We start from the raw sequence: 24,084 nt of genomic DNA on the forward strand, positions 1-24,084 counted from the left end.
GGGGAGGGGTCCAGCAGACCATGCCAGCACCGCGCCACGACCTCACCCAGGGCCCGATCGGCAGGACGCTCCTGCTGTTCGCGCTGCCCACGCTCGGCTCGAACATCCTCCAGTCGCTGAACGGCTCGATCAACTCGATCTGGGTCGGGCGTTTCCTCGGCGAGCAGGCGCTGGCGGCGACCAGCAACGCCAACATCATCATGTTCCTGATGTTCTCGGCGGTGTTCGGCTTTGGCATGGCGGCCACGATCCTGATCGGCCAGTCGATGGGCCGGCGCGACGTCGAGGCGGCGCGGCGCGCCTTCGGCTCGGCGATCGGGCTGGTGATGGGCGGCGCGGTCCTCATCGCGATCCTGGGCTGGTTGTTCGCCCCGCAGATCCTCCGCCTGCTGGCGACGCCCGGCGAGGCACAGGGCATGGCGCTTGCCTATCTGCGCGTCATCTTCCTCGGTCTGCCCTTCTCCATGCTCGGCGTGCTGATCCAGATGAGCCTGCGCGGCACCGGCGATTCGATCACCCCGCTCTGGTTCATGGTGCTGAGCGTCACCATCGATGCCGGCCTCAACCCGCTGCTGATCGAGGGCATCGGCCCGTTCCCGCGCATGGGGATCGCCGGCTCGGCCACCGCCACGCTGATCGCGGGTGTCGTATCGTCGCTCGGCCTGCTGCTCTACGTCTATCTGCGCGACCTGCCGATCCGCCTGCGCGGTGCCGAACTTCGCTATCTGGTCCCCGAGGGCGCGCTGGTCCGCACGATCGTCGCCAAGGGCCTGCCGATGGGTGCGCAGATGCTGGTGATGTCCACCGCGGGCCTCACCATGATCGGGCTGGTCAACCGGCTGGGCGTCGATACCGCCGCGGCCTATGCCGTTTCGCAGCAGCTCTGGACCTATATCCAGATGCCCGCGATGGCGATCGGCGTCGCCGTCTCCAGCATGGCCGCGCAGAATATCGGTGCCGGGAAGTGGGAGCGGGTAGGGGCGATCACTCGCTCCGGCCTGGTCTTCAACACCGTCATCACCCTGGTCGTGATCGGCGCGATCATCCTGTTCGATCGCCCGGTGATGGCGCTGTTCGTCGGTGCCGACAGCCCGGCGATCCCGATCGCCCGCCACATCCAGCTGCTCGCCAGCTGGACCTTCGTGATGTTCGGCGCGACCATGGTGCTGTTCTCCACCGTGCGCGCCAATGGCGCGACCGTGCCGCCGCTCGTCATCCTGGCGATCACGCTCTTCCCGATCCGCTTCGGCTTCGCATTCTTCGGCCAGCGCTGGTTCGGCAGCGACGCGCTGTGGCTGTCCTTCCCGATCGGCTCGGCCTTCTCGCTGCTGTTCGCCGCGCTCTATTACCGCCATGGCCGCTGGCGCGCGCAGGTGCTCGAAGTGCCGCCGGAGCCCGCCACGGTCGAGGAGGAGACGCTCGCCACCACCGAGCCCGCGGGACGCTTGCAACCCAATTGCTGAGGGCGCATCAGCGCCACCATGAGTCACTATCCTGCGCTCCGCCTCCGCCGCACCCGTGCTTCCGAGTGGAGCCGCCGGATGCATGCCGAGACCGTCCTTACCCCCGCCAATTTGATCTGGCCGCTCTTCGTCACCGAGGGCGAGGAAGAGGAGCCGATCGCAGCACTCCCCGGCGTCTCGCGCTGGGGCCTGAAGGGCATTGTCGAGCGCGCCCGCGAGGCCCGCGACCTCGGCATCCCTTGCCTGGCGCTCTTCCCCAACACCCCGCGCGAACTGCGTACTGAGGACGGGCGCGAGGCACTCAACCCCGACAATCTGATGTGCCGCGCGATCAAGGCGATCAAGGACGCGGTGCCCGATATCGGCGTCCTCACTGACGTCGCGCTCGATCCGTACACCGCCCACGGCCATGACGGGATCGTCGACGCGCAGGGCTATGTCCTCAACGACGAGACCAGCGCGGTGCTGGTCGACCAGGCACTGCTCCAGGCCGAGGCGGGTTCGGACATCGTCGCTCCCTCGGACATGATGGACGGCCGCGTCGGCGCGATCCGCGGCGCGCTGGAGGCGAACGGGCATGTCAACGTCCAGATCATGGCCTATGCCGCCAAATACGCCTCGGGCTTCTACGGCCCGTTCCGCGACGCGGTCGGCAGCCGCGGGCTGCTCAAGGGCGACAAGAAGACCTATCAGATGGACCCGGCCAATGCCGAGGAAGCGCTGCGCGAAGTCGCGCTCGACATCGCCGAGGGCGCGGACAGCGTGATGGTCAAGCCGGGCCTGCCCTATCTCGACATCATCCTGCGCGTGAAGAGCGAGTTCCAGGTGCCGGTCTTCGCCTATCAGGTGAGCGGCGAATACGCGATGATCGAGGCCGCGGCTGCGGTGGGTGCCGGCGACCGCGAGGCGCTGGTGCTCGAGACGCTGATGGCTTTCCGCCGCGCCGGCTGCTCGGGCGTGCTGACCTATCACGCGCCGCTGGCCGCGAAGCTGCTGGGATAATCATCACTCTCCCGTTCAAGGGAGAGGCCGGAGAGGGGAAGACATGATCACCACCGAACGCCTGCACCTCCGACCCTGGCGCGAGGAGGACAAGCCCGTCTTCCACGCCCTCGCCAACACCCCGGCGATGATGGAGCATTTCGGTGGCCCGGTGCCCCAGGCCAAGCATGACGCGATCGTCGACCGGATGATCGACCAGCAGGCGCGCAACGGCCATTGCATGTGGGTGGTCGAGATCCGCGAGACCGGCGAGATGGCCGGCGTCTGCGGCCTGCGCATCGGCGGCCATCCGAACACGCCGGTGCCCGAGGAGCTGGAGATCGGCTGGCGGATCGGCGAGAAATTCTGGGGCCAGGGCATTGCCCGCGAGGCGGCGCAGGCAAGCATGGCCTGGGGCTGGGCCAATACCGACCGCCCGCGCATCGCCGCCTGGACGGTGATCGACAACAAGCCCAGCTGGGGCTTGATGAAGCGGCTCGGTATGGTCCGCCGCGAGGATCTGGACTTCCGCCATCCGGACTATGCCGAGGGCGATCCCTTCGGCGCGATGATCGTCTACACGATCGACCGCCCGGCATGATCGAGACGGCGCGCCTTCGCCTGCGCCCCTGGGTGCCGGAGGACCGCCCGGCGTTCGACGCGCTGGTCAATACCACGGCTATGATGCGGCACCTGGGCGGGGTCCAGCCGCGCGCGACCCTGGACACGATGTTCGCGCGCCGGCTGAACGATCATGCCCGCTTCGGCCATTGCTATTGGGCGACCGAGCTGCGCGACACCGGCGAGCTGATCGGCAGCTGCGGCATCCGCATCGCCTCGGACTATCCGGTGGGCGCACAGGTTGCCGGCATGCCCGAGATCGGCTGGCGCATCGCCGAAGCGCATTGGGGCAGGGGCTATGCCCGCGAGGCCGCCGAGGCGAGCATCGCCTGGGGCTGGCGCAATCTCGATGCACCGGCGATCGGGGCCTGGACGACGATCGGCAACAAGGCCAGCTGGGGCCTGATGGAGCGTCTCGGCATGGTCCGGCGCTCGGACCTCGACTTCCACCACCAGAGCTATCCGCCCGGCGATCCTGCCGGCGCGCAGGTCGTCTACACGCTGGAGCGCCCGCAATGATCGAGACCACCCGCCTGATCCTCCGCCGCTGGCAGGACAGCGACCGCCCGGCATGGCACGTCATGGGCCAGGATCCCGCGGTGATGGAGTTCCTAGGCCCCCCGCTCAGCCCCGAGGCGGCCGACGCGGCCATGGAGCGGCAGAACGCGATCCTCGATGCGCATGGCCATTGCTTCTGGGCGGTGGCGCGCAAGGAAGACGGCGCGTTCCTAGGCTTTTGCGGGCTCAAGCCCGGCCCTGAGGGCACGCCGTTGTTCGGCGAGGTGGAGATCGGCTGGCGCTTCGCTCCGGGCTATTGGGGCAAGGGCTATGCGCGCGAGGCGGCCCAGGCCAGCCTCGACTGGCCTGGAGCCATCTGGGCGCGCCGACGGTCGCGGCGATGACGGTGATCGAGAACAGCCGCAGCTGGGGACTGATGGAGCGGCTCGGCATGGTCCGGGTGCCCGAACAGGACTTCATCCACCCCAATGCGCCCGAGGGGCTCAACCCGCACATCACCTATCGGATCGCACGCCCGGCCTGAACAGCGCGACCACGCTTCCCGGTGCCTCGTCACCGAAGAAGCGGGCCAGGTTCTCCGCGCTCTCCCGGGCAACCCTGGCGCTGCGCGGGAATAGCGCCCGCTCATAGGCTGCAAGCGCCGCCTCGGTATCGCCGGGATGAGCGACGATCGCACGGGCCAGCTCCGCCCCGTCCAGCATCGCGAGATTGGCGCCTTCGCCGGAAAAGGGCGACATCAGGTGGGCCGCATCGCCGAGCAGGGTGACACCCGGTACCCGCTGCCAGCGATGCTCGACCGGCAGGGCATGGATCGGCCGGAGCAGGGGTGGCGTATCGCCCTCGGTGATCAGCGCGGTCAGCTGCGGCGCCCATTCCTTGAACTCGGTGGCGATCTGGGCCAGGCCGGCGCTGGCCTCGCTGAAGTCGATTGCGGCGATCCAGGCCTCAGGCCGGTTCAGCGCCGCATAGACGTGCAGGCTGCCATCGGCATTGCGATGTGCCAATATGCCCTTGCCCGGTGCCACCGCCATCAGCGTGCCGCTACCGATCGCCTCGATGCTGGCCCGATGACGCCCGTTGCCGTCGTGCAGATGCGTCTCGACGAAGCAGGTGCCGGTATAGCCGGGCAGGGCGTCCGATAGCAGCGGACGCACCTTCGACCATGCCCCATCGGCGCCGATGAGCAGGTCGCTCGTGAGACGCGAGCCGTCGGCAAAGGCGATCTCGTGCCGCCCGTCGCCCATCGGCGATGCGGAGACGAGCCTGCGCCCCCAGCGGATGCATTCGGGTGGCAGCGAGTCGAGGAGCAGCCGGCGCAATTCGCCGCGGTCGACTTCGGGGCGCTGGCCCGAGCCGGGCTGGTCGAGCAGGATGTTACCATGGCTGTCGGCAACGCGCTTGGCGTCCTCGCTGGGACGGATCAGCCGGCGAAAGGCGTGGAACAGCCCGGCGTCCCTAAGCGCGCGCTGGCCGCTATGCTCGTGGATGTCGAGCAGCCCGCCCTGGGTGCGGGCATCGGGCGAGGTCTCCGCCTCCCAGACGATTGCGGGGATGCCGCTCAGGTGGAGGATCCGGGTAAGGGTGAGGCCGCCGAGGCCGGCGCCGATGATGGTGATCGGATTTCGCATCTCGCGCTCCTGTTGCCGCAACCGGCACGCGCGCGCGTAGGTCACGGAAGTCCGACAAGTGCGGACGGTTGCTTCTGGAGACGCTGGCCGAGCCATGCGGACATGGCAGGCGTGTACTCGGCAGCCTGCGAGCACCTGGGCGACGCAGGCCGTCGTTTTTCGCGACGGCGCGATCTACCGCGCTGGCCAGGCACTGGCAAGGCAGGGCATGCCACCCCTTTACTAGCAGGATTTCCTCTGCTTGCCTTCGCCGCATGATCGCATCGCGCACCCCGCAGCTTTCCCTGTCCGGCCTCGCCTGCCTTTCGGGGAAGGGGAATCGGGGCCCCCGTGGCGTATGGTTCGTAAACTTCCGCGCGTCATTCAGCCGTCGGCAAGGCGAATCACTGCACAGCGGGGCGGGGGACTGAGGCGATGGAGGGCGCGATCGACGACGTGACGACACGGGACGGCGCGCGCGCCACGCGCTGGCTGTTCGTCGCCGCGATCCTGGCCGGCTCCTTCCTGCTCTTCCTCGTCCAGCCGATGGTCGCCCGCATGGCGCTGCCCCAGCTCGGCGGCGCGCCGGCGGTGTGGAACAGCGCGATGCTGGTCTATCAGGCACTGCTGCTCGGCGGCTATGCCTATGCGCACTGGCTCGGCCGGGTGCCGCCGCGGATGCAGGCGACGATCCATCTCGCCGTGCTCGTTATCGCCGCGCTGTGGCTGCCGATCGGCGTGATCGCGATGGAACTGCCCGGCGGTGCCGAGCCCGCGCTCTGGGTGCCCTGGCTGCTCGTCGCCTCGATCGGCCCGCTTTTCTTTGCCATCTCGGCCCAGGCGCCGCTGCTCCAGCGCTGGTACAGCATCGCCAGCCATGGCCGCGATCCCTATGCGCTCTATGCCGCCTCCAATATCGGCAGCTTCGGCGGGCTGATCGCCTATCCGCTGCTCGTCGAACCCAATCTGGCGCTCAAGGGGCAGAGCTGGCTGTGGACCGCCGGCTATGCCCTGGTCCTGCTGCTCGTTGCCGGCTGCGCCTCGCGCCTGCCGCCCCGCGCCGAGGACGAGCCGCATGTCGCGCACCACACGCCCGCGCCGCCGCGCCGCCGGGTGCTCCACTGGATCGTGCTGGCGCTGGTCCCATCGGGCCTGATGCTGGCGACTACGACCTTCCTGACCACCGACATCGTCGCCGTGCCGATGCTCTGGGTGCTGCCGCTCGGCCTCTATTTGCTCAGCTTCTCGGTGGCGTTCCGCGACAATGCGGTGCTGCCCGGTATCCTCACTAAATTCGCCCCGGTGATCATCCTGATGTTCGGCGCCACGCTGATCGCCGGCCACCAGCAGCTCGCCTATGTCAATGCGATCATCGGGCTGCTGCTGCTCTTCACCGTCTCGGTGACGCTGCACGCCCGCATGTACGCGCTGCGGCCTGCGCCGGACCGGCTGACCGGCTTCTACCTCGCCATGTCGGTCGGCGGCGTGCTGGGCGGCGTGTTCGCCGGGCTGATCGCGCCGATCCTGTTCGACTGGACCTATGAATATCCGCTGCTGGTCCTCGCCGCCGGGGCGCTCTGCCCGCAGATCTTCCTGATCCCGGCGATCGGCGACTTCTGGCGGCACGGCACCCGTGGCAAGACGATCCTGATCGTTGCACTCGTGGTGCTGCTGGTCTGGATGGGCATCGCCAACCCCGGCAAGCTGCTCGGCGAGATGCACGAGCAGGTCGCCTTCGTCCTGGTCGCGGCGATCGGCCTGGTCGCGATCGGCCGCCGCCCGGCCTATCTCGTCGCGCTGGCGGGCGGGCTGATCCTGTTCGGCGGCTATCGCTCGATCCAGCTCTCGCTCACCGATGCGCGCACCCGCAGCTATTTCGGCGTCTACACGGTCACCGACTATCGCAACGAGCGCCAGCTCGCGCATGGCACCACGCTCCACGGCATCCAGCTCAAGGGCCTGCGCTCGACCCAGCCGACGACCTATTATGTGCCGGGCTCCGGCGTGGGGCAGGCGATGCAGGCGCTGCCCGATCTCTATGGCCCCGCTGCCCGTGTCGGCGTGGTCGGCCTCGGTACCGGCACGCTCGCCTGTTATGCGCGGCCAGGCCAGAGCTGGCGCTTCTTCGAGATCGATCCGGCGATCGTCCATCTCGCCCGCGATTCGGGCAAGTTCACCTTCCTCAGCCAGTGCGCGCCACAGGTCCGGATCTCGCTGGGCGACGCGCGCGTTCGCCTCACCGAATCGCAGACCGCCGGTTTCGACCTGCTCGCGCTCGACGCCTTCTCGTCGGACACGGTGCCGATGCACCTGCTCACCCGCGAGGCCTTCGCCACCTATAGCCGCGTGCTGGCGCCGAACGGGCTGCTGCTCGTCCATATCTCGAACCGCTTCATGGCGCTGGCGCCGGTAGTCTCGGCGGCGGCGCGCGACGGTGGGTGGAAAGCGGTGCGGCTCTCCTACGAGCCTGAGCCGCATTTCGTCGCCACGCCCAGGCTCGGTGGCGGCACCAAGGTCGACCAGGTCGAGCCCGAGGCCGAATCGGCTTCGGAATGGATCGCGCTCAGCCACGATCCGAAGGTGCTGGAGCGGCTGGTCGCGCGGGGCGGGGGCTGGCGGCGGCTCGGCAGCTGGCCCGCCTTCCAGCCCTGGACCGACGATTATGCCTCAGTGGTGCCCGTGCTCCGGGTGCTGCACCCGGAGCTGGCGGGCGAATGATTCGTCAGCTGCCGGTGCCGCCCAGCGCCGCTTCGAGCGAATCGATCTTTGCCTGTTGCGAGCTGGCTGCCTGCTCGGCGGCGCTCACCGCGGCATCGAGCGCCGGATAGGGCGGCAGGCCGTCCACGCCGCGCTGGGTGGCCAGCTCCTCGAGCTCGGAGAGCGCGGAGACGGCGGGGCGGCGCAGCTCGGCGAGTTGGCCCATCGCCACCTGGGCCTGCAGCCAGGGCTCGGAGCCTTGGGGAAGGCCGCGCGAGACGGCGATCTTCGCCTCGGCATCCTGCGCGCCGGCGGTGAAGCTCTTGATCCCGGCGTCGAGCCCGGCGCGGATCTCGGCGATTCGCTTGTCGAGCGCCGCATCGGGCGTCGCCACCACCACCGGGCGCTCGGGCTCGGCAAGGCTGGTCGATTCGATCGGTCGGGGCAGCAGCGAGGGGTAGCGCCCCGTCGTTTCGGTGCATCCGGCGAGGGCGGTGAGGCTGAGCAGCAGAATAAATCGCATGTTTGCGCCTTATGCCTGTGGAAAACTGCACGCAACGGCTTGCGCGATCTGAAAACCGCTTCTAAAGGCACCCCTCCACAGCGCGCCCGTAGCTCAGCTGGATAGAGCATCAGACTACGAATCTGAGGGTCGGACGTTCGAATCGTTCCGGGCGCGCCAATGAAAACCCCGCTAGGCCAATGGCTTAGCGGGGTTTTTGTTTATTCGGCTCCTGAAGCCCTGCGAAAGGCCGCCAGGACGCATCCCATGCGAAAAGCCCCGCCGGGCCGGGGCCAGGCGGGGCTTCGCTGTCTCGGGCTCCGGAAGCCGAATCAGGCGGTCGGCGGATTGCCCGGCAGGATCACGGTCACGCGCAGGCCGCCGATCGGCGAGCGGCTCGCCTCGATACGCCCGTGATGCGCCTCCACGATCGCCCGAGCGGTAGCCAGGCCCAGGCCCGAGGCCGCCGATTCGTCGGCCCGGTCGGAAGAACGGTAGAAGGGCTCGAACAGCCGCTGGGCGAGCATTACGTCCACGCCCGGGGCGTTGTCGTCGATGATCAGGCGCCAGGCGTCGCGCGAGCTTTCCAGGCCCAGCACGATTCGGCCGTTCTTGGGCGTGTAGCGCAGCGAATTGTCGATCAGAGCGCCGAACAGCTGCTCGATTCGCGCGCCGTCCCATTTCACGATCACGGTGTATTCGGGCAGCGTGCTGGTCTCGAGCCGCACGCCCTGCGCCTCGGCACGCTTCTTGTCGGCATAGATCGCGTTGTGGATCAGCGCGCGCGGATCGACCGGGGCGAAGGTCACCGGCAGGCGGCCGAGATCGGCCAGCGCCACCGCATTCAGGTCCTCGGCCATGTGGATCAGCCGGCGGGTGTCCTCCTCGATCGCGCCGATCAGTTCGGGCGGAAGCGGCGGCTCCATCTCGCACAGCTTGATGAAATGCTCGCCCATATTCTCGGTCGGGCCCTTGAGCTCGCCCGAGATCGACACCAGCCAGGTGCGACGCGCGGTCTCCAGGCGGCTGAACTGGCTGGCGATCCGCCGGAGGTTGCGCATCGTCGCGACCACCTCGGCGGGGCCTTCCTCGTCGAAATAGAGGTCGAGGTCGCCGTTCACCACGTCGCGGCTCATCCGGTAGAGCTGGAGCTGCGGCCTGGACCAGCGCCGGGCGAAGACATAGGCCATCACCAGCAACAGCACGAACAGCACCAGCACGATCGCGGCGATGCCGATATATTGGGTGGCGAGGGTGCGGCGGTCCTGATCGGACAGCTCCGGCGGGCGGACCAGCCTGGCGGTCGCCACGGTGCGTCCATCGACCACCACGGGGCGTTCGGCGCGCGGGGTGAGGGAAGTGGTCGGGCCGGCGATCGCCTGGCCGTGCGGATCGACGAGCAGCACGCGGCCGGCAAGCGGCCCGGGCAGATGCGCGACCTGATCGAGCGGGCGTCCGGCGCGGGCAGCCTCGGCGGCGGTCTGGACGAAGGCATCGAGTCGCTCGTCGTCGCGCTGGGCGAGCTGGGCCTGCTGGCCTTCGTGCATCACGAACACCATGAGGCCGCCCGGCACCACGGCCGCGAGCAGCGCCTGTGCCGCCAGAGTGGAAAAGATACCTGGAAACAAACGCACGCGCTTAGAACCTCCCCACGGGCCAGCTTCCCGGCCTACCCCCCGACCGTTACAGACGCAATTACCCCCTCAATCGGGAACATCGAAGCTGTCGAGTATCTTGGCGCCGGCCATGAACACCGCGATCGGGCAGAGCGCGAACAGCATCCAGCCGCCAAGTCCCGGAAATTTCCCGAGATAATGCACGCCGCGCTCGGTTGCGCCACAGGCGAGGCCGTAGATCACGAGGAAGGCCTCGAACTTGGTCTTGATCGTGAACAGGCGGCCCATGCGGTAGAACATGCCAAAGGTTAAGCAAGCCCCGGGCCAACCGCCAAAATGCGTAGTTTCGCGTTAAATGAGATGGTTATCTGTAAGTAAATCCGACAGGTCCAACACCTCCAGCAGCGCGCGCCGGGCCGTCTCGACCTGGGCGATCAACGCCGGATCGCCGATCGCGCCGAAGGGAATCGCCTCGGGCCAGTGGGTTTCGATGACAGCCGCGATACGGTTCGCCTTCGCGTCATTGAGCAAAAAGCGCGGATCGACGGTCCTGGCGTCGCAAACCACGCGCAAACGGAGACATGCGGGCCCGCCGCCATTCGCCATCGACTGGCGGACGTCGACAACCTCCAGCCGACGGATCGGGCCATTGCCCGCGACATGCGCCTGGAGCCAGTTCCATACGCTCGGCGTGTCGCGTGCCTCGCCCGGCAGCACCAGCGCCATCTCGCCCGAAGGCAGCGTGACCAGCTGGGCGTTGAACAAATACGACTTGATCGCGTCGGCCAGGCTGACCTGCGCGGCAGGCACCTCGACGATCTCGACCTCGGGCAGCATCGCGCGCAGATCCGCGTAGAAGCGGTCCTTCTCGGCAAAGGCGTGTTCGTGCGCGAACAGCACCCGGCCGTTCGCCACCGCGACCACGTCGTTGTGGAAGGCCCCCGCGGCGATCGCCTCTTCGGACTGCTGGACGAACAGCACCCGCTCGAGCCGGTGGCGCCGCGCCACCGCCGCGCTGGCATCGGGATGCTGGCGGGCGGGGAAGGGGCCGCCGGAGATGCCGTAGACGAATATCTCCACCCCTGGCGCATCATGCTCGGCGGCGAGCCGCATATGATTGGCCGCGCCCTCGTCGCCGAACGGTGGCGGCACCGGGCCGTGCACCACAAAGGCGGGGTCGGCAAAGGCGAGGCGGAGCTGGGCCAGCGTCTCGGGCCATTCATGGCTGCGATGCGGCATCGTCACCAGATTGGCGACGGTCAGGTGGCATTTGCCGTCGGCGGTGTCGGGCGCGGGCGAGACGGTCGCGGCATTGGCCGCCCACATCGGCGAGGCGGAGAGCGCCTGGGCCTGGGTATGCGACGGCGCATCCTCGTAGCGGGTGCCGAGGCCGGCAAGCCAGCGATGATCGGGCCGGGCATGGGGCAGGAGGATGCCCTGGGTGAGCCCCAGCGCGATGTTCGCCTGCATCTTGGCGATGCCCTGCAGCGCCGCCGCGCGCGGATAGGAAGTCTCGCCCCGGTTGCGCGTCGCCGCGAGGTTGCCATGGCTCAGCCCGGCATAATTGTGGCTGGGACCGATGATCCCGTCGAAGTTGATCTCGGTAAGCATCAGCGCCCCACGTGCATCACTTCGTCGCCCACCCCGACGCCGAGCAGCTCGGCGGTGCGCGGATCGATCACCACGCCGCCGTCCCGGACCGATACGCGCCCCTGCGTTACGCGGAAGCCGGTGAGCTGCCCGGTCGCGACCAGGGCCGCTTCGCCGCCGGTCTCGATCGCCGCCACCCTGGCGGTCTTCGCATCGCGTACCGTGTTCACCTGGTCGGTGCGCGCGGTCATGGTCGGGCCGCCGTCGAAGATGTCGACATAGCGTTCCCAGGCGAAGCCCTCGCTCTCCAGCATGCGCATCGCGGCGCGGCCCGAGGGGTGGGGGAGGCCGATCACCCCGCGCGCGCTCTCGGAGAGCATCGCGGTGTAGATCGGGTGCTTGGGCATCAGATCAGCGATGAACTGGTTGCCATGGATCGCATTGAAGCTGTCCGCCTCCTGGAAGTTCATCCCGAAGAAGCGCCCGGCGACACCGTCCCAGAAGGGCGATCCGCCCGCCTCGTCGATCACGCCGCGCAGCTCTGCCAGGATCTTCTCGGCGAAGCGCGGGCGGTGGCGGGCGATGAACATGTAGCGGCTGCGCGCGAGCAGCATGCCCAGCCCGCCGGCGCGCTCGCCCGGGTGGAGGAACAGCCCGCCCACCTCGCTCGCGCCCTCCAGGTCGTTGACCAGGCTCAGCGTCTCGGCGCGGAAGGTGCGGCCGAGCTCCTCGCTGTGCTTGGTCTCGGTGGCGAGGCGATAGGAATAGAAGGGCCAGCGCTGCCCCACCGCGGTGAAGATCTGGCAGGTCCCGCGCACCTCGCCGGTATCGACATTCTCGAGCACCAGCACGAACACGTCGTCGCCGCTCTCGTCCTCGGGGCGATCGAAGGCGGCGTGGCTGCGCGCGAGCTTGGCGCGCAGCACTTCCTTCTCAGGCTGGAGATTGGTGAAGCCGCCCCCGGTCAGCTTCGCCATCTCGTAGAGCGCCTGCAGATCCTCGTCGCGGGCGGCACGGATCACGAAGCTCATAATTTCCCCTTTTCGGCGATACGCAACATGGTGACGGCGGAGAGGGCGGCGCGTTCGGCCAGACTCTCCGGGATCAGGAATTCGTCCGGGCTGTGGATCAGGCCGCCCCGCGCGCCCATCGTGTCGACGACCGGCACCCCACACGCGGCGATGTTGTTTCCGTCGCAGACGCCGCCGGAGAACTTCCACGCGACGGGAATGCCCAGGTCCGTGCCGGATGCCTTGACCAGTTCGAACAGTTTCTCAGCACCCGGGTCCAGGGGCTTGGGCGGGCGGTTGAAGCTGCCATGGACATGGACGCGCACGTCATGCTTCACCGAGACGATCGCGACGGCCTGGTCAATCGCGATCCGGGCCCTGGTGATCGCCTCGCCGTCCTTCGGCCGGAAATTGACGCGCAGGATAGCGAGATCGGGCACGACGTTGTTGGGACCGCCGCCGTCGATCTTCGCCGGGTTCACCGCCAGGCCGGGAGCCTTGGCGTCATTGAGCCGCATCGCCAGGTCGGCCGCGGCGACCAGCGCGTTGCGCCCTTCGTCCGGGTTGCGCCCGGCATGGGCGGACTTGCCGTGCACCACGATCGAGAAATTGCCGGTGCCGCCGCGGGCACCCGCCAGCGTGCCGTCGGGCAGGGCAGGCTCATAGGTGAGCGCGGCGACCTTGCCCTTGGCCGCGCCGGCGATCAGGCCGGCGGAGGAGAAGGAGCCGGTCTCCTCGTCCGAATTGATCAGCACCTCATAGCCGATATGCGCGGCGAGCGGGCTTTCCTCCACTGCCTCGAGCGCGGCGAGCATCAGTGCCAGCCCGCCCTTCATGTCGGCGGCGCCCGGCGCGTTGAGGTTGCCGTCGGGCAGCCAGTGGTTCGCCTGGAAGGGATGGTCGGCGCCATAGACGGTGTCCATGTGTCCGGTCAGCAGCAGCTGCACCGGAGCGTCGGGGCGCACCGCGAGGTGGAGGTGGTGGCCATGCGCCAGCGGCAGCACCTGCCCGTCGGCGGTCACGCTGCTGGCGGCCTCGGGCTCGAGGAGCGCGAGGTGGCCAGGCAGGACGGAGAAGGCGTCGGCCAGCGCATCGGCCATGCGGGCGAGCCCCGCGATGTTGCGGGTGCCGCTGTTGATCGCCGTCCATGCCTCGGTACGCGCCAGCATCGGCGACGCCGCGGCCCTCTCCACTGCCGCGCGTTCGATCTTGGAAAGCTCGGTCATGCCGAGGGACTAGCGCGAAATATTATTGCCGTCAGCCCCGGCGAGTGCGGAAAGTCATGCAATGGAGGAATAGATCCCTGGCGAATGCCGGGCCCCAGAGACGCGAGCGATAGGTCAGAGAAACCCTGGGCCCCGGCTTTGGCCGGGGAACAGAAGGTCAGAAATCGACGACCAGCGCTGCGCGGCTGGTGGAATCCGTCGTCTTGCGGCCGATCGCCGGCGTGCTTTCGAACTGCAGCGAATAGCTGAACTGCGCCGAGAGCGGCCCGAACAGTCGGGTGAGCAGCGCTGACTTGGACGAGATGGTGCTGTTGGCGTCCTGCAGATAGGCCGAGGCATTCTGCGTCACCGAGATGCCCTTGGTGATCTTCCAGCCGAAATCGAGGCTTCCGCGCGCCGCTGCGTTGCTCTCGGCCGGCTGGTCGAGGAAGCGCGTGTAGCGGAACGCCGGGCCGACTTCGAGATCGAGCTTCACCGCCGGCGACTTGATCGCGCTGTAGCCGATCCCGCTCGACAGCGAGACGCGGTCGCTGAAGCCAGAGAAGCGGTCGCTTTCATACTGCGCGGCGCCATAGAGATAGGCGCGGTCGTCGAACTTCCAGTTGGGCTCGTAGGCGGCGAGGTAGCGCTCGCGCGTGGTAATGCCCAGGCTCTCCTGGTAGTCTGCCTGGACGCGCAGCTTGTGGCGCCAGTCGAGCCCGTCGCGCTTCAGCTCCATCGCCGCGGCGATGCCGACATTCTCGGTGTTGCCGGTGGTGACATAGCCGCCCAGCTCGGCATGGCCCTTCACCAGCGCGAAGAAATCGGCGCTGCGGATCTTGGCCTGGGCCTTTTTCAGCCGGGAATCGCGCCAGTCGGCGGCGATCTTGACCAGCTTGTCGGCGCTTTCCGGGTCCGCGGCGCGGGCATATTTGACGATGACCGCGACGTCGTTCTCGTTGCCGGACTGCATCGCGGCCTCGAGCATCGCCTTCAACGCCGGCGAGACATTCGCCGCTTCGAGGGCAGCGGTGCTGTCATCGTCGTCCATCGGCATGGCGGCGGCCGGCAAGGCGGCGATCAGCAATGGCAGGGCGAAAAGCGAGGCTCGCATGGGCATGGCTGGTAGCGCTGTCATGGGGACCAGAATAGGGCAGGATCAGGCGAGATGTTGCTCAAAGACGGTCAACAGTTCCTTATAGAGCGCACGCTTGAAGGGAACGATGATGTCAGGGAGATCTTTCGGCTCCGCCCAGCGCCAGGCACGGAATTCCGGCTCGGCGGTCTGGATGTTGACGTCGTGGTCTTCGCCGAGGAAGCGGAACAGGAACCAGCGCTGGCGCTGGCCGCGCCACTTGCCCTTCCAGATCCGCCCGACCAGGTCCTCGGGCAGGTCGTAGAACAGCTCCTCGGGGGCCTGGGCGATCAGCTCGGCATGCTGGCGCTCGACGCCGGTCTCTTCCCAAAGCTCGCGCCAGGCGGCGTCGATCGGCTCTTCGCCGGGATCGATCCCGCCCTGCGGCATCTGCCAGGCCTCGACCACCGAATCGAGCCGCTGGCCGACGAAGACCTGGCCATGGCGGTTGAGCAGCATCACGCCCGCGCAGGGGCGATATGGAAGGGAGGCGATGTCGGTCATGGCAGGCCTCGTAGCGCGGGATTGCAAGCCAAACCACCCTCGTCATCCCCGCGAAGGCGGGGATCCAGAGCCAAGCAGGTCATCGCTTCGTTACTCTGGATCCCCGCCTTCGCGGGGATGACGGAGGAGAGGCGGGGATGACGGAGGAGCGAGGGTGACCTACGTTCCTCGCGTGATCCACCTCGTCCACCACCCCGATTATGTCGCCCCGGCGCCGAAGCGCAGCCAGTATCAGTGGAACAAGAACGGCCTGGTCCGCGACCTGCTGCGCGCGGAAGGCGCCGCCTTCACCTGGCACCAGCCCGAGCCTATGCCGCGCCATTGGCTCGAGGCGGTGCACGATCCCGACTATGTCGAGCAGGTGCTGAACGCGTCGGTGCCGCCCGAAAAGGAGCGGCGCATCGGCTTCCCGGTCACGCCGGAGGTGGCGCGCCGGTCCCAGGCGGTGCCCGGCGGCACCTGGCTCGCCGCGCAGATCGCGCTCGAACATGGCTTCGCGGCCAATACCGCCGGCGGCAGCCATCATGCCCTCGCCAGCACCGGCGCGGGCTTCTGCGTGTTCAACGACCTGGCGCTCGCCGCGGTGCGGCTGGTCGAGGAGGGGACGGTCGGCCGCATCCTGGTCGTCGATTGCGACGTGCACCAAGGCGACGGCACCGCCTCGCTAACCGCGGGCAGGCCAGAGATCGCGACCTATTCGATCCATGCCGAGAAGAACTTCCCGGTCCGCAAGGCGCGTTCGACGCTCGACGTGCCGCTGCCCGACGGGGTGGAGGACGCGGAATATATGGAAACGCTCGAGCGCACGCTGCTTCCGCTGCTCGAAAGTTTCGCACCCGATCTGGTTCTTTATCAGGCCGGGGTCGATCCGCTCGCCGGTGACCGGCTGGGGCGGCTCGCGCTTTCCTATGACGGGTTGGTCGAGCGGGATCGCTGGATTTCCGGCGCCATGACGTCACGCGGCATCCCGTTCGCGAGTGCTCTGGGCGGCGGTTACGGCGAGGATGCGCTCGAAGTATCGCGGCGCCACGTCGCCTCGATCCTCGCGCTGGGACAGGGAGTTGCAGGCCGGGCTTTGCAGGTTTGAAATTGGGGCGTAGACATCTGCGCAACGATATAAAATTGCAGGAGACCGGCTGTGGCTACTGCCGTGCATAGGCTCACGCCCGATGAGGCGTCGGCGCATCCCGCACCCGAAGCGATCGTGGTTCGCTTCGCCGGTGATTCCGGCGACGGCATGCAGCTTACCGGCGGCCAGTTCACGCTTTCCACCGCGCTGGCCGGCAACGACCTTGCCACTTTCCCCGACTTCCCCGCCGAGATCCGCGCGCCCCAGGGCACGCTCTTCGGGGTCTCCGCCTTCCAGATCAATTTCGGTTCGGCCCAGATCGATACCGCGGGCGACCAGCCCGACGTGCTCGTCGCGATGAACCCGGCGGCGCTCAAGACCAATGTCGATGCGCTCAAGCCCGGCGGGCTGATCATCGCCGACGAGGGCGAGTTCGGCCAGCGTAACCTCGACAAGGCGAAATACGCGGCCAATCCGCTCGAGGATGGCAGCCTGGCGAAGTGGCAGCTGCTCAAGCTCAACATCTCGCAGCTCACGCTCGATGCGGTGAAGCCCTTCGGCCTCGGCAACAAGGAAGCGCTGCGCTGCAAGAACATGTGGACGCTGGGGCTGGCGCTCTGGATGTTCGACCGGGATCGCCAGCCGCTGGTCGACTGGCTCAAGGCCAAGTTCGCCAAGGCGCCGGAGCTGGCCGAGGCCAATATCGCCGCGCTCAATGCCGGGCACGCCTATGGCGAGACGGCCGAGCTGGGCGCGATGGGGATCAGCCAGCGCCAGGTCGCCGCCGCGCCCGCCGAGCCGGGGCTGTACCGGACCGTGACGGGTGCGGAGTCGATCTCGCTGGGGCTGGTCGCCGGCGCGCAACTCGCCAGCCTGCCGATGTTCTTCGGCGGCTATCCGATCACCCCGGCCAGCGCGATCCTCCACACGCTGTCGCGCTACAAGGAATATGGCGTCACCACCTTCCAGGCGGAGGACGAGATCGCGGCGGTCGCCTCGGCGCTGGGCAGCGCCTATGCCGGCAGCCTTGGCGTCACCTGCTCCTCGGGTCCCGGCATTGCGCTCAAGACCGAGGCGATCGGCCTGGCGATCATGACCGAGCTGCCGCTGGTGATCGTCAACGCCCAGCGCGGCGGGCCCTCGACCGGACTTCCCACGAAAACTGAGCAGTCCGATCTATACCAAGCGGTCTACGGCAGAAATGGTGACTCGCCGGTCCCGGTGATCGCCGCCCGCTCGGCCGCGGACTGCTTCGATGTCGCGATCGAGGCGGTGCGCATCGCGACGCAGTACATGACCCCGGTGATGCTGCTCACCGACGGTTATCTCCAGAATGCCGCCGAGCCCTGGAAGGTGCCGGACATGTCGGCCTACGCGCCTTTCCCGGTGCAGTTCCACACCGAGGTGCCGTCCGAGGGCGAGAAATTCCAGCCCTATGGCCGCGACGACAAGCTCAAGCGCCCCTGGGTGAAGCCGGGCACCCCGGGCCTGCTCCACCGCATCGGCGGCATCGAGAAGGCGCAGGGATCGGGCAACATCGACTATTCCCCCGCCAACCACCAGGCGATGACCGATACCCGCCGCGACAAGGTGCTGGGCATCGATGTGCCAGACCAGGCGGTCGAGCAGGGCCAGGCAGGCGGCAAGCTCGTCGTGGTCGGCTGGGGCTCGACCTATGGCCCGATCGCCCAGGCGGTGCGCCGGGCACGAGGCAAGGGGCATGACGTCAGCCATGTCCATATCCGCCACATCTGGCCGCTACCGAAAAATCTTGGCGACCTGCTAAAGAGTTATGAGCATATCCTCGTACCGGAAATGAACACCGGCCAGCTCAAGACTTTGCTGCGCGACCGGTATCTGGTCGATGCCCGGTCGCTCACCAAGGTCTCGGGCCAGCCCTTCCGCATCGCCGAGATCGAAAAGGCGATCGCCCAGCATATCGGCGTGGACTTCGACCAGGAGCTCCCGCCCGACGACCGCCAGCTGCCCAGCCCGGAGGCGGTGAACCCGTGATCTGTCGGTCCCCAATGCTGCTGGCCCTGCCGCTGCTGCTCGCCGCGCCCGCCGCAATCGCGCAACGGGCGGAAATGTCGCAAGCGGTTGCCGCGCGGTTTGGCGCGCTGCCGTCGCAACTCGCCGGGCTGGGTCGCGATGATGGCGATACGAGCGGCTATCACGGGCCCATGGTCGCCTATCGCGGCGGGGATGCGCGGGGGCCGGTAATCGCGGTCGTCCTTGCCGACGCGCCGCGCAGCATGACCTGGCCCGACATGGCCGAGAATGGCCGCGCCGGCCCGCGCCAGGCCGGGCTGGTCGAAACGCTGTTCGAAGGAAAGTTCAGCCTCGACGGCCATTCGCCTTCACGCAACTTCTTCGGCGACTATCTGACGAAGCAGGGCATCAAGCAGAGCTGGATCGCCGATATCGACGGCGTCCGCGTCACCATATTGGCCACCATCTACCGCACCGAGGACCGCCGCGGCGTCTTCGACGCCATCCGCCGAGACCTGCTCGGGGGCATCACGATGGAGAAACTCTCCATCGCGGAAGCGAATTGAGATGGAGACCGTCTTCCTCTGTCCCGTGTGCGAAAGGACTGAGATGGAGGACGGCGACTATGTCGTCTGCCCGGTCTGCGGATGGGAGAATGACCCGGTCCAGCTTGCAGACGGCGATTATGCCGGCGGGGCCAACCATATGTCGTTGAACGAGGCGCGCCGGCAATGGCACGCGACGGGGAAGCGAGTGCAATGAACGAGATCACCACCATCCGCCCGAGCACCCCCAAGGACTGGGAGACCGACCAGGAGGTCCGCTGGTGCCCCGGCTGCGGCGACTATGCGATCCTGAAAGCCGTGCAGCGGACCATGCCCGAGCTGGGCGTCGCGCCCGAGAACACGGTGTTCGTCAGCGGCATCGGCTGCTCGTCGCGCTTTCCCTATTACATGGAGACCTATGGCTTCCACACCATCCATGGCCGCGCGCCGGCGGTGGCGACGGGGGTCAAGCTCGCCAATCCCGATCTCGACGTGTGGATCATCACCGGCGACGGCGACGCGCTGTCGATCGGCGGCAACCACACGATGCACCTGCTGCGGCGCAACCTGAACTGCCAGTTCCTGCTGTTCAACAATGAGATCTACGGCCTCACCAAGGGGCAATATTCGCCAACGAGCCGCGAAGGCACGCGCTCGCCCTCCACCCCGTTCGGCTCGGTCGACCATCCCGCCAAGCCCTGCGCCTTCGCGCTGGGGGCAGGCGCGCGTTTCGTCGCCCGCGGGATCGACGTGCACAAGAACCTGCCGAGCGTGCTCAAGGCCGCGCATGCGCACCAGGGCGCGGCGTTCGTCGAGATCTTCCAGAACTGCATCGTCTATAACGACGAGGTCTTCGAGCCCTTCACCGCCAAGCCCAACGCCGCGGCCAACCAGCTCTGGGCCGAGCACGGCAAGCCGCTGCTCTTCGCCGGCGGCACCAGGGGCCTGACGCTCGACATGCACAGCCTCACCCTCAAGGTCGTCGAGGTGACCGACGGGGATTGGGAAGGGGCAGGGGTGATCGTCCACAACGTCACCAACCGCGCCATCGCCCATATGCTCGTCGAGATGCCCTTCGGCCCGTTCCCGATGGCGCTGGGCGTGCTCTATGACGATCCCGCGCCCACCTTCGAGAGCGCGGTGGTCGCGCAGAACAGGGCGGCGAGCGAAGGCAAGACGGCCGACCTCCAGAAGCTGGTGTCGAAGGGCCAGACCTGGATGGTCGACAAGGAACCGCACAAGCTCTGACGCCCGTCGCTATCGGCTTGCATTGCGGGCGGACTGGCCTATCGCGCCGTTCATGCTGATCGGCGCCACAACCGATTTCGAAGCGCATGAACTTGCGCCGGTGCCGAACGTCTATCCGCAATGACCCCCGGCGAAGCCACTCCCAACAGCTTCCGCGCGCCCCAGGAGCGCGCGCGCCGGCATGATCTCGATGCGCTGCGGGCGGTGTTCCTGCTGTTCGGCATTCCCTACCACGCCTCGCTGACCGTCCGCCCGGGGCCGTGGATCGCGAACTTCCATGACCGGTCGCGCGATTTCATCGAGATCGCCGACTATCTCCATCTGTTCCGCATGCCGGGCTTCTACATGATCGCCGGCTATTTCGCCGCGATGCTGCTCCATCGCCGCCCGGTGGCGAGCTATCTGCCGTCGCGCCTCCACCGGCTCGTCCCGCCCTTCCTCGCCGGCACCTTCCTGCTCGTGCCGGCGATGCACTTCCTGCTGCTGCTCGAGACCGGCCATCCGGATCCGATCGGGCGGTGGTGGGAGATCATGACGATGACCGAGCGGAATCCGTTCGAGCATCTCTGGTTCGTGCAGGTGCTGCTCTACTACACCGCCGGACTGGCCGCCCTGGTCTGGCTGTTCCCAGCGCTCGCCCATGCCGAGCTCAAGGGGGAGCGGCGCGCGCTGGTGCAATGGTTCATTCCCATCACCCTCGCCACCGGCCTGCTCCTCGGCCTGTGCGGTCTCGGCGCGCTCCAGCTCGAGCGCTATCGCTACCTGAGCAACTTCTCTGTCAACTTCCTCTCGGCCCGCTACGCGCTCGACTATCTGCCCTGGTTCCTGCTCGGCGCGGTCCTCCAGCGCATCCCGGCGCTCGACCGGCGCTTTGCCCGCTTCTCCTGGATCCTGTTCCTCACCGGGCTAGCCGCCAGCATCATGGTGGTCTTCTACCCACGTATGGTGCCGTTCCTCTGGCGCCCGGTGCTGACCGGCGTGGCCGCGATCTGCCTCACCCAGGCGGCGCTCGGCGCGCTCGCCCATTTCATCCATGGCGAGCGCCGCTGGGTGAAGGCGCTCGTCTCCGCCTCCTTCGTGATCTACCTGTTCCACGAGCCGCTGATCGTGCTGTTCACGCCCTGGCTCGACTTGCTACCGATCCCGGTCTGGCCCAAGTTCATCCTGCTCTGCCTCACCGCCTTTTTCGGCTCCTACGCCATCTGGAAGCTGATCAGGCTGAGCCCGGCGCTGCGCTATCTCTTCAATGGCGAGCGCGTGAAGAAGCGTCCCGCACACTAGGCTTGCCCGACTCACCGGCGCGTGCATTGTGCGCCTCGAAATGCATGCGCCGCTAAGTCCTTCCGCCCCTGACCATTCTCCGCGGAAACCCGGCTGGTTCTCGCGCACCCTGGCCCCGGTGTTCCGCCGCCAGCTCGACAGGATCGATGCGGGCATTGCCCAGGGAAGCCTGTCGCTCGGCCTGCCCGATGGCACGGCCCGCCTGCTCGGCGGTCGCGCCGATGGGCCGGCGGCAGTGGTCGACCTGCGCAGCTGGCGGGCGCTACTCCGGCTCGCGATCGGCGGCTCGATTGGCTGGTACCAGGCCTGGGCGCTTGGCGAATGGGCGAGCCCCGATCCGGTCCAGCTCTTCGCGCTGTTCGGACTCAACCGCGCCGCGCTCGCCCGCCAGGCCCGCGCGACCGGCTTCTCGAAGCGCATCAAGCGCCTGCTCCACTGGCGCAATCGCAACCATCGTGGCGGATCGCGACGGAACATCCATTTCCATTACGATCTGGGCAATGATTTCTACCGGCTCTGGCTCGATCCCGGCATGACCTATTCGAGCGCGCTGTTCACCGCGCCCGGCCAGTCGCTGGAAGCGGCCCAGCACGAGAAGCTCGCCGCGATCCTCGCGCGCACCGACACCAGGGCCGGCGACGAGATTCTCGAGATCGGCTGTGGCTGGGGCAGCTTCGCCGAACTGGCGGTGGCCGAGGGCCGCAAGGTCCATGGCATCACGCTCTCGACCGAGCAAAAGGCCTGGGCAGAGGCGCGCGTGCCGCAGAACGCCCGCTTCACCCTTACCGACTATCGCGACGTCACCGGCAGCTATGACGCGGTCGCGAGCATCGAGATGGCCGAGGCGGTGGGACAGGCCTATTGGCCCGCCTATCTCGATGCGATCGCCGGCGCGCTCAAGCCGGGCGGCCGTGCCGCGCTGCAAGTCATCACCTTCGACGACGCCTTTTTCGAGGACTATGCCTCGAACGTCGACTTCATCCAGGCCTATGTCTTTCCGGGCGGGCTGTTGCTGTCGGAGGAGCGGTTCGGCGCACTGGCCGCGGCGCGCGGGCTCAAGGCGCAGGACCGCACCGGCTTCGGCCTCGATTATGCCGAGACGCTCCGCCTGTGGCGCGAGCGCTTCGACGCGGCCGTGGCGGCGGGTGCATTGCCTGAGCAATTCGACCGCAAATTCATCGACTTGTGGCGCTATTATCTGATGTATTGCGAAGGTGGGTTCAGAGGTGGCGGTATCGACGTCATCCAGCTCACCTTGGTCAAGGAGGAGGGGTGATGAAGAACTGGCTGTTGGCGGGTGCGCTCGCGTTCGGGACGTTCGCGGGGCAGGGGGCATTGGCCCAGGCGGTGGTCTCGCCCGAGGTGAAGATCCAGTCCGGTGACAGTAGCGGGCTGCGCAAGGTCGGTGCCGAGGTGCTGTTCTGGAGCCAGGCGCAGCGCGACCAGAATTTCCCCCATATGGAAAAGCTCTTCCCCGGCCATATCGTCCGGGCCGGCGGCAAGGTCCGCGCGCTGCCCGCCGGCAAGCCGCTCGCCTTTCCCGAGGCCGATCTCGACACCTTCATCGCGCAGCAGAACATCGCCGGGCTGATCGTGCTCAAGGACGGCAAGATCGTGCTGGAACGCTATGCCCGCGGCTATTCGCAGCAGGGGCGGTGGACCAGCTTCTCGGTCGCCAAGTCGTTCACCTCGTCGCTGGTCGGTGCCGCGATCAAGGACGGCTATATCAAGTCGGTCGACGAGCCTGTGACCAAGTACATCCCCGAGCTCGCCGGCAGTGGCTATGACGGGGTGACCATCGCCCAGCTGCTCACCATGACCTCGGGCGTGAAGTGGAACGAGGACTATACCAACGCCAAGTCGGACGTCGCCCGCATGTTCCTAGAGCCGGTGCCGGCGGGTGAGGACCCCACCGTCTTCTACATGAAGAAGCTGCCCCGCGAGTCCGCGCCGGGGTCCAAATGGGTCTACAAGACTGGCGAGACCAACCTGATCGGCGTGCTGGTGATGCGCGCGACGAAGCAGCCGCTCGCCTCCTATCTCAGCGCCAAGATCTGGATGCCGTACGGCATGGAGCAGGATGCCTTCTGGATGGTCGATCCGTCCGGCCACGAGGTCAGCGGCTGCTGCCTCTCCGTGTCGCTGCGGGATTATGCCCGGATGGGCCAGTTCGCGCTGGAGGGCGGCAAGGGCGTCGTCTCCCCGGGCTGGTTCCGCGAGTCGACCAGCGCCCATGCCGATATCGGCGTGCCGGGCCGCGGCTATGGCTATCAATGGTGGACCTATCCCGAGGGCCGCTTCGGCGCCCAGGGCATCTTTGGCCAGACGATCCGGGTGGACCCGAAGTCGAAGGTGGTGATCGCGGTATCAGCCGCGGCGCCCAAGGCCAGCGACGACGCTTATGGCCAGGCGCGCACGGCGTTCCTCAACCGGCTGTTCGAGGCTGCGGCGAAGTAGGCGCTAAATTCCCCTCCCGCTTGCGGGAGGGGCTAGGGGAGG

The 24,084-nt window shown here is 67.6% G+C and carries 24 protein-coding genes and 1 tRNA gene; 16 read left to right on the forward strand and 9 right to left on the reverse strand.

The window, feature by feature from the left end:
• Positions 1-20 precede the first annotated feature (20 nt).
• The 6 genes from ACEN8G_RS09365 to ACEN8G_RS09390 are packed head-to-tail and all read left to right on the forward strand — an operon-like array spanning position 21 to position 4,107.
• A complete protein-coding gene (locus ACEN8G_RS09365) occupies positions 21-1,463 on the forward strand; it encodes an MATE family efflux transporter (RefSeq protein WP_413416521.1) in 1,443 nt (480 codons plus the stop codon).
• A gap of 18 nt (positions 1,464-1,481) precedes the next feature.
• Positions 1,482-2,465 (forward strand): porphobilinogen synthase, encoded by a 984-nt coding sequence (hemB, locus tag ACEN8G_RS09370; protein ID WP_413416522.1) that lies wholly within the window; start codon positions 1,482-1,484, stop codon positions 2,463-2,465.
• Positions 2,466-2,508: 43 nt separating this feature from the next.
• Positions 2,509-3,045, forward strand: a complete 537-nt coding sequence (locus tag ACEN8G_RS09375; RefSeq protein ID WP_413416523.1) for a GNAT family N-acetyltransferase — start codon at positions 2,509-2,511, stop codon at positions 3,043-3,045.
• Positions 3,042-3,584 (forward strand): GNAT family N-acetyltransferase, encoded by a 543-nt coding sequence (locus ACEN8G_RS09380; RefSeq protein WP_413416524.1) that lies wholly within the window; start codon positions 3,042-3,044, stop codon positions 3,582-3,584. Before ACEN8G_RS09375 ends, ACEN8G_RS09380 begins: the two co-directional genes overlap by 4 nt.
• Positions 3,581-3,967 carry a GNAT family N-acetyltransferase gene (locus tag ACEN8G_RS09385; RefSeq protein ID WP_413416525.1) on the forward strand — a complete coding sequence of 129 codons (387 nt, stop codon included), beginning with the start codon at positions 3,581-3,583 and terminating at the stop codon, positions 3,965-3,967. Before ACEN8G_RS09380 ends, ACEN8G_RS09385 begins: the two co-directional genes overlap by 4 nt.
• Complete coding sequence (locus ACEN8G_RS09390) at positions 3,964-4,107, forward strand: hypothetical protein (protein WP_413416526.1); 144 nt, start codon at positions 3,964-3,966, stop codon at positions 4,105-4,107. The genes ACEN8G_RS09385 and ACEN8G_RS09390 overlap by 4 nt, the downstream gene beginning before the upstream one ends.
• On the opposite strand, the gene ACEN8G_RS09395 is transcribed toward ACEN8G_RS09390, so the two are convergent.
• Positions 4,079-5,212 (reverse strand): FAD-dependent oxidoreductase, encoded by a 1,134-nt coding sequence (locus tag ACEN8G_RS09395; RefSeq protein ID WP_413416527.1) that lies wholly within the window; start codon positions 5,210-5,212, stop codon positions 4,079-4,081. The genes ACEN8G_RS09390 and ACEN8G_RS09395 overlap by 29 nt on opposite strands.
• Positions 5,213-5,626: 414 nt before the next feature.
• Between ACEN8G_RS09395 and ACEN8G_RS09400 the strand changes: the two genes are divergently transcribed.
• Positions 5,627-7,909, forward strand: a complete 2,283-nt coding sequence (locus ACEN8G_RS09400) for a fused MFS/spermidine synthase (RefSeq protein ID WP_413416528.1) — start codon at positions 5,627-5,629, stop codon at positions 7,907-7,909.
• A gap of 4 nt (positions 7,910-7,913) precedes the next feature.
• Here the strand turns inward: ACEN8G_RS09400 and ACEN8G_RS09405 are convergent, their stop codons facing one another.
• Complete coding sequence (locus tag ACEN8G_RS09405) at positions 7,914-8,411, reverse strand: hypothetical protein (protein WP_413416529.1); 498 nt, start codon at positions 8,409-8,411, stop codon at positions 7,914-7,916.
• 82 nt (positions 8,412-8,493) lie between these two features.
• Here ACEN8G_RS09405 and ACEN8G_RS09410 point away from each other — a divergent pair.
• Positions 8,494-8,570, forward strand: a tRNA-Arg gene (locus tag ACEN8G_RS09410).
• Positions 8,571-8,722: 152 nt separating this feature from the next.
• Here ACEN8G_RS09410 and ACEN8G_RS09415 read toward each other — a convergent pair.
• From ACEN8G_RS09415 to ACEN8G_RS09445, 7 genes are all read right to left on the reverse strand, one after another.
• Complete coding sequence (locus tag ACEN8G_RS09415; RefSeq protein WP_413416530.1) at positions 8,723-10,024, reverse strand: sensor histidine kinase; 1,302 nt, start codon at positions 10,022-10,024, stop codon at positions 8,723-8,725.
• A 69-nt stretch (positions 10,025-10,093) separates the two neighbouring features.
• Entirely contained in the window at positions 10,094-10,306 is a 213-nt protein-coding gene (locus tag ACEN8G_RS09420; RefSeq protein WP_413416531.1) for a hypothetical protein, read from the reverse strand.
• A gap of 51 nt (positions 10,307-10,357) precedes the next feature.
• The gene (locus ACEN8G_RS09425; RefSeq protein WP_413416532.1) at positions 10,358-11,617 is read right to left on the reverse strand and encodes an N-succinylarginine dihydrolase; all 1,260 of its coding nucleotides are present in this window, start codon (positions 11,615-11,617) and stop codon (positions 10,358-10,360) included.
• Entirely contained in the window at positions 11,617-12,627 is a 1,011-nt protein-coding gene (locus tag ACEN8G_RS09430; protein WP_413416533.1) for an arginine N-succinyltransferase, read from the reverse strand. Before ACEN8G_RS09430 ends, ACEN8G_RS09425 begins: the two co-directional genes overlap by 1 nt.
• A complete protein-coding gene (locus tag ACEN8G_RS09435) occupies positions 12,624-13,832 on the reverse strand; it encodes a hydrolase (RefSeq protein ID WP_413416534.1) in 1,209 nt (402 codons plus the stop codon). Before ACEN8G_RS09435 ends, ACEN8G_RS09430 begins: the two co-directional genes overlap by 4 nt.
• Before the next feature lie 157 nt (positions 13,833-13,989).
• On the reverse strand, positions 13,990-14,925 hold the full coding sequence (locus ACEN8G_RS09440) for a YdiY family protein (protein ID WP_413416535.1): 936 nt from the start codon (positions 14,923-14,925) through the stop codon (positions 13,990-13,992).
• 45 nt (positions 14,926-14,970) lie between these two features.
• The gene (locus ACEN8G_RS09445; protein WP_413416536.1) at positions 14,971-15,450 is read right to left on the reverse strand and encodes an RNA pyrophosphohydrolase; all 480 of its coding nucleotides are present in this window, start codon (positions 15,448-15,450) and stop codon (positions 14,971-14,973) included.
• Between the two features lie 172 nt (positions 15,451-15,622).
• On the opposite strand from ACEN8G_RS09445, the gene ACEN8G_RS09450 reads away from it, so the two are divergent.
• The 8 genes from ACEN8G_RS09450 to ACEN8G_RS09485 all read left to right on the forward strand — a co-directional run bounded on the left by ACEN8G_RS09450 (position 15,623) and on the right by ACEN8G_RS09485 (position 24,042).
• Entirely contained in the window at positions 15,623-16,537 is a 915-nt protein-coding gene (locus ACEN8G_RS09450; protein ID WP_413415396.1) for a histone deacetylase, read from the forward strand.
• 51 nt (positions 16,538-16,588) lie between these two features.
• Positions 16,589-18,532, forward strand: coding sequence for a 2-oxoacid:acceptor oxidoreductase subunit alpha (locus ACEN8G_RS09455; RefSeq protein WP_413415359.1), 1,944 nt, complete (start codon positions 16,589-16,591; stop codon positions 18,530-18,532).
• 74 nt (positions 18,533-18,606) lie between these two features.
• Complete coding sequence (locus tag ACEN8G_RS09460; RefSeq protein WP_413415360.1) at positions 18,607-19,077, forward strand: hypothetical protein; 471 nt, start codon at positions 18,607-18,609, stop codon at positions 19,075-19,077.
• 25 nt (positions 19,078-19,102) lie between these two features.
• Complete coding sequence (locus ACEN8G_RS09465) at positions 19,103-19,273, forward strand: CPCC family cysteine-rich protein (RefSeq protein ID WP_413415361.1); 171 nt, start codon at positions 19,103-19,105, stop codon at positions 19,271-19,273.
• Positions 19,270-20,304: a 2-oxoacid:ferredoxin oxidoreductase subunit beta gene (locus ACEN8G_RS09470; protein ID WP_413415362.1), complete on the forward strand. Its 1,035-nt coding sequence runs from the start codon at positions 19,270-19,272 to the stop codon at positions 20,302-20,304. Before ACEN8G_RS09465 ends, ACEN8G_RS09470 begins: the two co-directional genes overlap by 4 nt.
• Positions 20,305-20,424: 120 nt before the next feature.
• Positions 20,425-21,585 (forward strand): acyltransferase family protein, encoded by a 1,161-nt coding sequence (locus ACEN8G_RS09475; protein WP_413415363.1) that lies wholly within the window; start codon positions 20,425-20,427, stop codon positions 21,583-21,585.
• A gap of 40 nt (positions 21,586-21,625) precedes the next feature.
• Positions 21,626-22,861, forward strand: a complete 1,236-nt coding sequence (locus ACEN8G_RS09480) for a class I SAM-dependent methyltransferase (RefSeq protein WP_413415364.1) — start codon at positions 21,626-21,628, stop codon at positions 22,859-22,861.
• Entirely contained in the window at positions 22,861-24,042 is a 1,182-nt protein-coding gene (locus ACEN8G_RS09485; protein WP_413415365.1) for a serine hydrolase domain-containing protein, read from the forward strand. Before ACEN8G_RS09480 ends, ACEN8G_RS09485 begins: the two co-directional genes overlap by 1 nt.
• The last annotated feature ends 42 nt before the right edge of the window (positions 24,043-24,084 follow it).

Origin of the sequence: Sphingomonas sp. Sphisp66, assembly GCF_047324325.1 — a bacterium.
GTDB lineage: Bacteria > Pseudomonadota > Alphaproteobacteria > Sphingomonadales > Sphingomonadaceae > Sphingomonas.

Bases quoted from the DNA above. Each gene is read 5' to 3' on its own strand.
- ACEN8G_RS09405 (WP_413416529.1), bottom strand. From the start codon at position 8,411: ATGCGATTTATTCTGCTGCTCAGCCTCACCGCCCTCGCCGGATGCACC.
- ACEN8G_RS09475 (WP_413415363.1), top strand. From the start codon at position 20,425: ATGACCCCCGGCGAAGCCACTCCCAACAGCTTCCGCGCGCCCCAGGAG.
- ACEN8G_RS09485 (WP_413415365.1), top strand. From the start codon at position 22,861: ATGAAGAACTGGCTGTTGGCGGGTGCGCTCGCGTTCGGGACGTTCGCG.
- ACEN8G_RS09425 (WP_413416532.1), bottom strand. From the start codon at position 11,617: ATGCTTACCGAGATCAACTTCGACGGGATCATCGGTCCCAGCCACAAT.
- ACEN8G_RS09420 (WP_413416531.1), bottom strand. From the start codon at position 10,306: ATGTTCTACCGCATGGGCCGCCTGTTCACGATCAAGACCAAGTTCGAG.
- ACEN8G_RS09390 (WP_413416526.1), top strand. From the start codon at position 3,964: ATGACGGTGATCGAGAACAGCCGCAGCTGGGGACTGATGGAGCGGCTC.
- ACEN8G_RS09395 (WP_413416527.1), bottom strand. From the start codon at position 5,212: ATGCGAAATCCGATCACCATCATCGGCGCCGGCCTCGGCGGCCTCACC.
- ACEN8G_RS09440 (WP_413416535.1), bottom strand. From the start codon at position 14,925: ATGCGAGCCTCGCTTTTCGCCCTGCCATTGCTGATCGCCGCCTTGCCG.
- ACEN8G_RS09470 (WP_413415362.1), top strand. From the start codon at position 19,270: ATGAACGAGATCACCACCATCCGCCCGAGCACCCCCAAGGACTGGGAG.
- ACEN8G_RS09375 (WP_413416523.1), top strand. From the start codon at position 2,509: ATGATCACCACCGAACGCCTGCACCTCCGACCCTGGCGCGAGGAGGAC.
- ACEN8G_RS09480 (WP_413415364.1), top strand. From the start codon at position 21,626: ATGCATGCGCCGCTAAGTCCTTCCGCCCCTGACCATTCTCCGCGGAAA.
- ACEN8G_RS09460 (WP_413415360.1), top strand. From the start codon at position 18,607: ATGTCGCAAGCGGTTGCCGCGCGGTTTGGCGCGCTGCCGTCGCAACTC.
- ACEN8G_RS09435 (WP_413416534.1), bottom strand. From the start codon at position 13,832: ATGACCGAGCTTTCCAAGATCGAACGCGCGGCAGTGGAGAGGGCCGCG.
- ACEN8G_RS09365 (WP_413416521.1), top strand. From the start codon at position 21: ATGCCAGCACCGCGCCACGACCTCACCCAGGGCCCGATCGGCAGGACG.
- ACEN8G_RS09445 (WP_413416536.1), bottom strand. From the start codon at position 15,450: ATGACCGACATCGCCTCCCTTCCATATCGCCCCTGCGCGGGCGTGATG.
- ACEN8G_RS09400 (WP_413416528.1), top strand. From the start codon at position 5,627: ATGGAGGGCGCGATCGACGACGTGACGACACGGGACGGCGCGCGCGCC.
- ACEN8G_RS09430 (WP_413416533.1), bottom strand. From the start codon at position 12,627: ATGAGCTTCGTGATCCGTGCCGCCCGCGACGAGGATCTGCAGGCGCTC.
- ACEN8G_RS09380 (WP_413416524.1), top strand. From the start codon at position 3,042: ATGATCGAGACGGCGCGCCTTCGCCTGCGCCCCTGGGTGCCGGAGGAC.
- hemB (WP_413416522.1), top strand. From the start codon at position 1,482: ATGAGTCACTATCCTGCGCTCCGCCTCCGCCGCACCCGTGCTTCCGAG.
- ACEN8G_RS09385 (WP_413416525.1), top strand. From the start codon at position 3,581: ATGATCGAGACCACCCGCCTGATCCTCCGCCGCTGGCAGGACAGCGAC.